The sequence below is a fragment of the Streptomyces xiaopingdaonensis genome, assembly GCF_000262345.1.
Classification (GTDB): Bacteria; Actinomycetota; Actinomycetes; order Streptomycetales; family Streptomycetaceae; genus Streptomyces; species Streptomyces xiaopingdaonensis.
This window is the reverse complement of record NZ_AJTQ01000136.1, coordinates 1-5,522: the sequence shown is the minus strand read 5'-3', so window position 1 is coordinate 5,522 and position 5,522 is coordinate 1. Positions and strand designations below refer to the sequence as shown.

Annotated in this window: 5 protein-coding genes; all 5 read right to left on the bottom strand. The window is 73.6% G+C overall.

Annotated features, from left to right (window positions below):
- Positions 1-193: 193 nt before the first annotated feature.
- Positions 194-415, bottom strand: coding sequence for a helix-turn-helix domain-containing protein (locus UWG_RS0110920; RefSeq protein ID WP_016907245.1), 222 nt, complete (start codon positions 413-415; stop codon positions 194-196).
- 351 nt (positions 416-766) lie between these two features.
- Positions 767-2,365: an ABC-F family ATP-binding cassette domain-containing protein gene (locus UWG_RS0110915; RefSeq protein WP_016907244.1), complete on the bottom strand. Its 1,599-nt coding sequence runs from the start codon at positions 2,363-2,365 to the stop codon at positions 767-769.
- Between the two features lie 163 nt (positions 2,366-2,528).
- Positions 2,529-3,821 carry a hypothetical protein gene (locus UWG_RS0110910; RefSeq protein ID WP_016907243.1) on the bottom strand — a complete coding sequence of 431 codons (1,293 nt, stop codon included), beginning with the start codon at positions 3,819-3,821 and terminating at the stop codon, positions 2,529-2,531.
- Positions 3,822-4,055: 234 nt separating this feature from the next.
- Entirely contained in the window at positions 4,056-5,189 is a 1,134-nt protein-coding gene (locus tag UWG_RS0110905; protein WP_016907242.1) for an alpha/beta hydrolase family protein, read from the bottom strand.
- Positions 5,190-5,242: 53 nt separating this feature from the next.
- Positions 5,243-5,522 (bottom strand): class II aldolase/adducin family protein (locus UWG_RS0110900; protein WP_016907241.1); only part of this gene is annotated, 280 nt, incomplete at its 5' end.

The window sequence follows — 5,522 nt, the reverse complement described above, 5'->3', positions numbered from 1 at the left end:
GCCCCCCCGCCACACGGCAGGCGTCTGGGCGTTGCGCTTGGAGGGGTTGGCGAGCGTGACCGTGGCCACGGCACCGTCCCTGGTGAGGCGTACGCCGTCCTTCTCCAGCAGGGTCATCGGGCATCCTCCGGTGGTTACTCAGTGGCTTGGTTAACCGAAGAGTAACCACCGGGAGCGGTGCTCGGAAGACCGGTCAGGACGAGGCCGACTTCTTTCCCCGCGTCGCGCCGCCGCGGCCACGGAGGGTCACGCCGGATTCGCTCAGCATGCGGTGAACGAAGCCGTAGGAACGGCCAGTCTCCTCGGCGAGCGCCCTGATACTCGCACCGGAGTCGTACTTCTTCTTGAGGTCTGCCGCGAGCTTCTCGCGCGCGGCGCCGGTCACCCGGCTGCCCTTCTTCAGAGTCTCGGCCACCCGTGCCTCCTCATGGGAAGTGCGCTCTGTGACTCTCATGATCACCCCTCCTCCGGGTTCTGGCCACCCATTCGGCAAGGTCCGTGCGAGAGGCCCGTGCGTCTGCATACGCCTGCAGGCCGGCGGAATCGGGGATTCCGCCACGCTCCGCAGCCGCCACCGTGCGGCACCGCGCGGAACCGGCAGGTCAGCGGGGAGGTCGCGCGGGCAGGCGTGCGGCACCGCGCGCTATCGCACGCCGGGCGCTCGCGGGTGGAACGCAAGGGGGGTACGAGCCGCCCTCACGCAGATGAAGGATCAGCTGTCGGCCGAATGATCCAGACGGGATGGATCACGCTCGGGCCGACCGGCTCACGCCAGGGCGACGAGGTCGGCGTACTCGGCGCTCCAGAGATCCTCGACCCCGTCGGGGAGCAGAATGATCCGCTCCGGCTGGAGCGCCTCGACCGCGCCCTCGTCGTGCGTCACGAGGACGACGGAACCGGTGTAGGTGCGGAGCGCGCCGAGGATCTCCTCACGGCTCGCGGGGTCGAGGTTGTTGGTCGGCTCGTCGAGGAGGAGGACGTTCGCCGAGGAGACGACGAGGGTCGCGAGCGCGAGGCGGGTCTTCTCGCCGCCGGAGAGGACGCCGGCCGGCTTGTCGACGTCGTCGCCGGAGAAGAGGAAGGAGCCCAGCGTCTTCCGGATCTCGACGAGGTCCATGTCGGGGGCCGAGGAGCGCATGTTCTCCAGGACGGTGCGGTCCGGGTCGAGCGTCTCGTGCTCCTGCGCGTAGTAGCCGAGCTTGAGCCCGTGCCCGGGGACGACCTTGCCGGTGTCCGGCTCCTCGACACCGCCGAGGAGCCGCAGCAGCGTCGTCTTGCCCGCGCCGTTGAGGCCGAGGATGACGACGCGGGAGCCGCGGTCGACCGCGAGGTCGACGCCGCTGAAGATCTCCAGCGAGCCGTAGGACTTGGAGAGGTCCTCGGCCATCAGCGGTGTCCGGCCGCAGGGGGCCGGCTCGGGAAAGCGGAGCTTGGCGACCTTGTCGGACCGGCGCTCCTCCTCGAGGCCCGAGAGGAGCTTCTCCGCTCGGCGGGCCATGTTCTTGGCGGCTACCGCCTTCGTCGCCTTGGCGCGCATCTTGTCGGCCTGCGAGTTGAGAGCCGACGCCTTCTTCTCCGCGTTGGCCCGCTCCCGCTTGCGCCGCTTCTCGTCGTCCTCGCGCTGGACGACGTACTGGTGCCAGCCCATGTTGTAGATGTCGAGCGCCGAGCGGTTGGCGTCGAGGTTGAAGACCTTGTTGACCACGGTCTCGATCAGCTCGACGTCGTGGGAGATCACTACGAGGCCGCCGCGGTAGGACTTGAGGAAGTCGCGGAGCCACACGATGGAGTCGGCGTCGAGGTGGTTCGTCGGCTCGTCGAGGAGGAGGGTGTCGGCGTCCGAGAAGAGGATGCGGGCGAGCTCGACGCGGCGCCGCTGGCCGCCGGAGAGGGTGCGGAGCGGCTGGTCCAGGATGCGTTCGGGGAGCCCGAGGCTGGCGGCGATCGTTGCGGCCTCGGACTCGGCGGCGTACCCGCCCTTGGTGAGGAACTCGGTCTCCAGGCGCTCGTACTTGCGCATCGCACGCTCACGCTGCGTGCCCTCCGCGCTCGCGATCAGCTCTTCGTTCTTCCGCATGCCGTCGATGACGCGGTCGAGCCCGCGGGCGGCGAGGATGCGGTTCCTCGCCAGGATGTCGAGGTCCCCCGTGCGCGGGTCCTGGGGGAGGTAGCCGACCTCGCCGCCGCCGGTGATGGTGCCCGCCGTGGGGGTGCCCTCGCCCGCGAGACACTTGGTGAGGGTCGTCTTGCCGGCGCCGTTCCGGCCGACGAGGCCGATGCGGTCGCCCGGCGCGATCTGGAAGCTGGCCGACTCGATCAGGACGCGGGCGCCGACGCGCAGTTCAAGACCGGAAACGGTGATCACAGAGAACTCCAAGGCAGGAAAAAGGACGTGCGTACTGGGGTCTGCGGCGGACGGGCGCGACGCGGTCGGCCCTGTACGCACGTCTAATGCACGAGGAGGTAAGGCATGCCCCCCAGTCTAACGGCGCAGCGCAAACCGGTTTCCGGGCCGGACGGCGAAGCCCTCACTCCCCGCCCGTGTGCACCTGGAACGCGGCCCTGCGCACCGCCTTCGCGAGCACCGGGTCCGGGTGGGCGGCCGCGAGGGCGACGAGGACCTGGACCGTGCGCGGATGCCCGCTGGCGCGGACCTCCTCCAGGAGCCGCGGCACGGAGCCCTGCACCGCCGTGTCGAGGTGGTCGACGAGGAGCCGCTCCTCCCCGTGGTCGGCGACGGCCGCCGCCGTGTCCACCCACAGCCACGTCGCCTCCTCCCGCGTGAGCACCCCGTGCGGCGACGCCACCTCGGCCGCGAGCTCCTCCGGGTCGGCACCGGCCAGCTCGGCGAGCCAGAGCAGCGCGTAGGGACGCAGCACGGGCTCGGCCGCCGCCTCCTGGACGGCGCCCTCCGCCGGCTCGCCCACGACGCGCAGCGCCTCGAAGGCGAGCCCGCGCGTGAGCGGGTCCTCTCCCCTCGCGGCGTCGAGGAGCTCGGTGACGGCGGGCCCCGTCGGACGTGCGGCGAGCCAGGCGCGGTACTCGGCACGGGCGGGGCCGGGGGTGAGGCGGGCGCAGCCGCGGAGCATGTCGGCGGCGGCGTGCTCGATGTTGCCGGCCGGGCTCTGCGCGGCGACGCAGATCTGCTCCAGCTTCGTCCACACCGCCCAGTTGCCCAGCGGGGTGAGCACGGCGGAGCCTTGGCGCGGGCCGCCCTTGGCGCCGGTGAGTTCGAGGCCCTCGTCGGGGCAGCGCACCAGGGCGCCGACGCCGGAGAGGCCGTCGAGCGCCCAGTCGAGGACGCCGGCGAGCGCGTCCTCGGCCTCGGTGGTGATGCGGACCGGGTGCTCCGGGTCCCGCTCGGCGCGGAGCTCCTCGATCCGCCCGGTGAGGAGCTCCTGGAGGAGGCTGAACGACACGGGGCCTGCCGACAGGTGCATCACCGAGAGGAACTGCGGGACCGCCTGCACCGTCTCCGCCGCGAGCCCCGCGTGGAGCGAGGAGGGCGGCGGGTGGGCGAGCGACCAGGCGTCGAAGAGCGCGACCCAGCCGCGGAGCACGGCGGCGTCGTCGCGCTCCCAGGCGCGCAACCGCCAACCGGCGCGCACCTGTTCGCCGTGGAGCTCCACGAGCCCCGCGAGGCGCGCCCGGTCCCATGCGGCGGGCACCGGCGCGGCCTCGCCGAGCACCTCGGCGGCCGCGCGTGCGGCCGCGGGTTCTGCGCGGGGCGAGAGGCCGGTCTCGGCCGCCCAGCGGGCCAGGCGTACCGCGCCTTCCAGGGCTGCCCTGGCCTGTCGGGCGAGGCGCTCCGGCGGTAGCACGCCTTCGGGCGGGGGCGGCGCCGTCCTGGTCCTCGGGACCGTGACCTTGCGGTGCACGGCCGCTGCGGGCGTGCTGGGTACCAGGCGGAGCCGGCTCTCTCGCGGTGTACGGGACGACGTCACGGGAGCAGTCTTCACGGTGCCCCGCGCCCGCCCAAATCTGGGGTCCCCTTTTCGCCGCGTCGAGCCGTGCCTGGAGCGGGAGTTGGGGCGCGTGGGACGGTTCCGGGGCCCTCACATCAGCGGGGTGAGGAACCGTCCGAGGGTCTGCTCGTACCCGTCGGGGTCGGCGTTCCACATCGCCGAGTGCGGCGCGTGCGGGACGGTGTGGAGGGTGACGCGTGCGGGGCGGGCCTCGGCGAGTGCGCGCGAGCCGTCCCAGTCGGCGACGGTGTCGTCGGGGCCGTGCACGAGGAGTGTGGGGACGCGCAGGTGCGAGGGCTCGACGACGGGCTGCTGGGCGGCGTTCTCCGCCTCTCCCCCGGCGGCGCGGGCGGCGAGCGGGAGCAGCGCCCTCGGTACGTGGTGCGCGGCGGCGAGTGCGCGGAGGGCGGCGGCCGGATCGAGTACGGGCGAGTCGAGGACGAGGCCGGCGATCCGCTCCCTGAGCGGGGACTCGCATGCGGTACGCAGGGCCATCGTCGCGCCGCTCGACCAGCCGAGCAGGACGACCCGGCGCGCTCCGTGGCGCACGGCGTACCGGACGGCTGCGTCGAGGTCGTGCCACTCGGGGCCGCCGGGGCGCCGGGGGGCGCGTCCGGGGGCGCCCGCGTCGCCGCGGTAGGCCGGCGCGAGGACGGGGAGGCGCTGCTTACGGAGGAAGGGGAGCAGGTTGAGCACGAGTTCCCGCGTGGTGCCGAGGCCGTGTACGGCGAGCACCCAGGTCCTGCGGTCGCCGGGGACGAACCAGGCGGGGAGGGCGCCGAGTTCGCCCGGTACGTCGACGTCGGAGAAGTCGATGCCGAGGGCGCTCTGCGGGTCTCCGGTGTGCAGCTGGGGCGTGAGGCGCACGGTGCTTCCCGTGTGCGGCAGGTCCCCGTCGGCCGTGAGCAGCCGGCGCAGCACGACGTGCGCCTCGGCCCGCGCCGACTCGTCCGGGAGGACGGGCCCGGCCTGGGCGTGGCCCGACCTGCCCCGGACGCCGTAGACACCGGGCCGCAGGGTGGCGAGGGAGCGGGTGAGCGCTATCCGGGCGTCGCCGACGGCGTGGACGGTGAGCGGCGGACCCTCGAAGCCGGCCGGCACCGGGGCTCCCGAGCGGCGGGCCGGCAGCGCGGCGCCCGCGGCCCAGCGGCCGGCCGCCACGGCTGCCGCGCCGGTGCCGAGGAAGGTTCCGGCGGCGAGGGCCGCCGCGGTACGTGCTCGCATCCCGGCCAGTCTCCGTTACGCGGTGGGCGGAGGCCACCCGGGCGCGGTCCCCTTCAGCTCCCGCGCTGCCCGTATCCGCTCAGCTTCTCGGCCACGCGCCGCAGTTCGTCGGGGGCGATGAGGCTCGGCTGCCCGACGGTGGAGGCGGTGAGCCAGACGCGGCACATCCACTCGAGCTGCGCGGTGCGGTCGTACGCCTGATCCAGGGTGTCGCCGTACGCGACGGTGCCGTGGTTGCGGAGGAGGCAGGCGTTGCGGTCGCGGAGCGCCTCGGTCATGTGCGCGGCGAGCTCGGGACTGCCGTAGGTGGCGTACGGCGCGACGCGGACGGGG